This is a genomic window from Sphingobium lactosutens DS20, assembly GCF_000445105.1.
Taxonomy (GTDB): domain Bacteria; phylum Pseudomonadota; class Alphaproteobacteria; order Sphingomonadales; family Sphingomonadaceae; genus Sphingobium; species Sphingobium lactosutens.
In genome coordinates this window covers 1-1,716 of sequence record NZ_ATDP01000020.1, presented here as the reverse complement: position 1 = coordinate 1,716, position 1,716 = coordinate 1, and the positions used below count along the sequence as shown (strand labels likewise).

The 1,716-nt window shown below is 55.5% G+C and carries 2 protein-coding genes; both read left to right on the top strand.

All coding sequences use genetic code 11. The annotated features are described in order from the left end of the window. Positions 1-40 precede the first annotated feature (40 nt). Complete coding sequence (locus RLDS_RS29395; RefSeq protein WP_021224261.1) at positions 41-1,273, top strand: NAD(P)/FAD-dependent oxidoreductase; 1,233 nt, start codon at positions 41-43, stop codon at positions 1,271-1,273. A 205-nt stretch (positions 1,274-1,478) separates the two neighbouring features. Continuing rightward, positions 1,479-1,688: an SDR family NAD(P)-dependent oxidoreductase gene (locus tag RLDS_RS29390; RefSeq protein WP_021224260.1), complete on the top strand. Its 210-nt coding sequence runs from the start codon at positions 1,479-1,481 to the stop codon at positions 1,686-1,688. The last annotated feature ends 28 nt before the right edge of the window (positions 1,689-1,716 follow it).

Sequence of the window (1,716 nt, the reverse complement as noted above, 5' to 3'; positions counted from 1 at the left end):
ACGTTCTCGTCGATCTTGATGGAGGAGAGGTCAAGTCCTCATGAAACAAATCATCATCATCGGTAGTGGCATAGCTGGCGTCAGCACCGCTCAAGCTTTGCGGGCGCAAGGATACCAGGAGGGCATTTGCTTGATTGGACGAGAGCCATATATGCCCTACGACCGACCTTCGCTATCAAAGGCGGTGCTCAGCGGAGATATTGGAAGCCCTCCCCCGCTAACGCCAGAGGGCTGGTTCGAAGAGGCCAGAGTCGAAACTATGTTCGGGAGATCTGTAACGCAGATTCAGGCTGCGCGCCAGGAAGTTACGTTAGATGACGGCCGTGTCATGAGAGCTGATGGGATAGTCATCGCTACCGGTAGTCGCGCACGCGTTCCTACTTTGCCCGGCGTGGATCTGTCTGGAGTTATGACCCTCCGTGATTTTGACGATGTGCAGAGGCTTAAACTCAGTTGTATCCGGGGAGCGCGCCTTGTCGTTATGGGAGGCGGTTTGATTGGCTGTGAGGTGGCTACCACGGCTCATAAGTTAGGACTGGAGGTAACTATTCTTGAGGCGGCTGACGAGCTGTTAGCTCGAGTACTAGGAAGGACGATCGGAGCATGGTGTAGAGGCAGATTGGGCGCTCTTGGTATCAATGTTGTATTGAACACAGGCGTTGTCGAATTTGTTGGAGAAGGTCGCCTTCGCGAGGTCATCAGTAGCGACGGACGGCGGTTCGACGCCGATTGTGCACTGATCTGCATCGGCGCCCAACCCGTCGACGAGCTGGCAAGCGAGGCAGGCTTAGCCTGTAACCGCGGGGTGATTGTCAACGGTTATGGCGCTTCGTCCTCCAACGGAATTTACGCGGTCGGCGATGCTGCTACATGGCCACTCCTCGACGGCGGCCAACGGTCGCTTGAGACTTATCTCAATTGCCAGACTCAGGCGGCCGCCGTCGCAGCAGCAATAATGGGGACCGCAGTCGAAGCGCCGCAAACTCCTTTGTCGTGGACCGAAATTGCGGGTCATCGAATGCAGATGGCTGGCGATATCGAAGGAGCGGGCGAATATGTATTCCGTGGCACTCCGGGAGAAGGTGCCGCACTGTTTTTTCGAATATGCGAGGGGCGATTAGTGGCCGCTGTTGCTATCGACGCTCCAAAGGACTTCGCATTGGCCAAGACATTGGTCGGTAACAGGGCGACTATCCGTTCCGAACAGCTCGCTGATACCAGCGTGAAACTGCGTGATTTGATTCGCTCGTCGAACGCGGAAGCCTTGGCATGAGACTTGCTAGTAAAGCGGATCTGGTGGCGGCTGTCGTGCCGGCCTAGGATAGTACACTTAGTTTCTCAACAACAGCGCCGTATCGCATTCTCAGGCCGGTTTAACGTATATCGGATCCACTCGGTAGCTGCGAAAACGCGTTGCAGCACTGGACGGCTGGCCGAAACTTCAAAGTGGTTGTCTTTATACATGGAAGGGAAAAGAAATGCTACGGTTTGCTGACAAAGTGGTGTTAGTTACTGGTGCCGCCGCTGGTATCGGCGAGGCGACGGCTCGGCGGTTTGCCGATGAGGGGGCTAGCGTGGTGTTGGCCGACTGGAGCTTGGATAAGGCGCAGGTTGTTGCGAGCGAACTGCACTCTGGCAAGGCGTTAGCTGTACATGTAGACGTTTCGGCTCTGTTGCAAAAATCGTGAAGCTTGAGCATGCTTGGCGGAGATTGGA

Coding starts and splice junctions, on each gene's coding strand:
- RLDS_RS29395 (WP_021224261.1), top strand. CDS start 41: ATGAAACAAATCATCATCATCGGTAGTGGCATAGCTGGCGTCAGCACC.
- RLDS_RS29390 (WP_021224260.1), top strand. CDS start 1,479: ATGCTACGGTTTGCTGACAAAGTGGTGTTAGTTACTGGTGCCGCCGCT.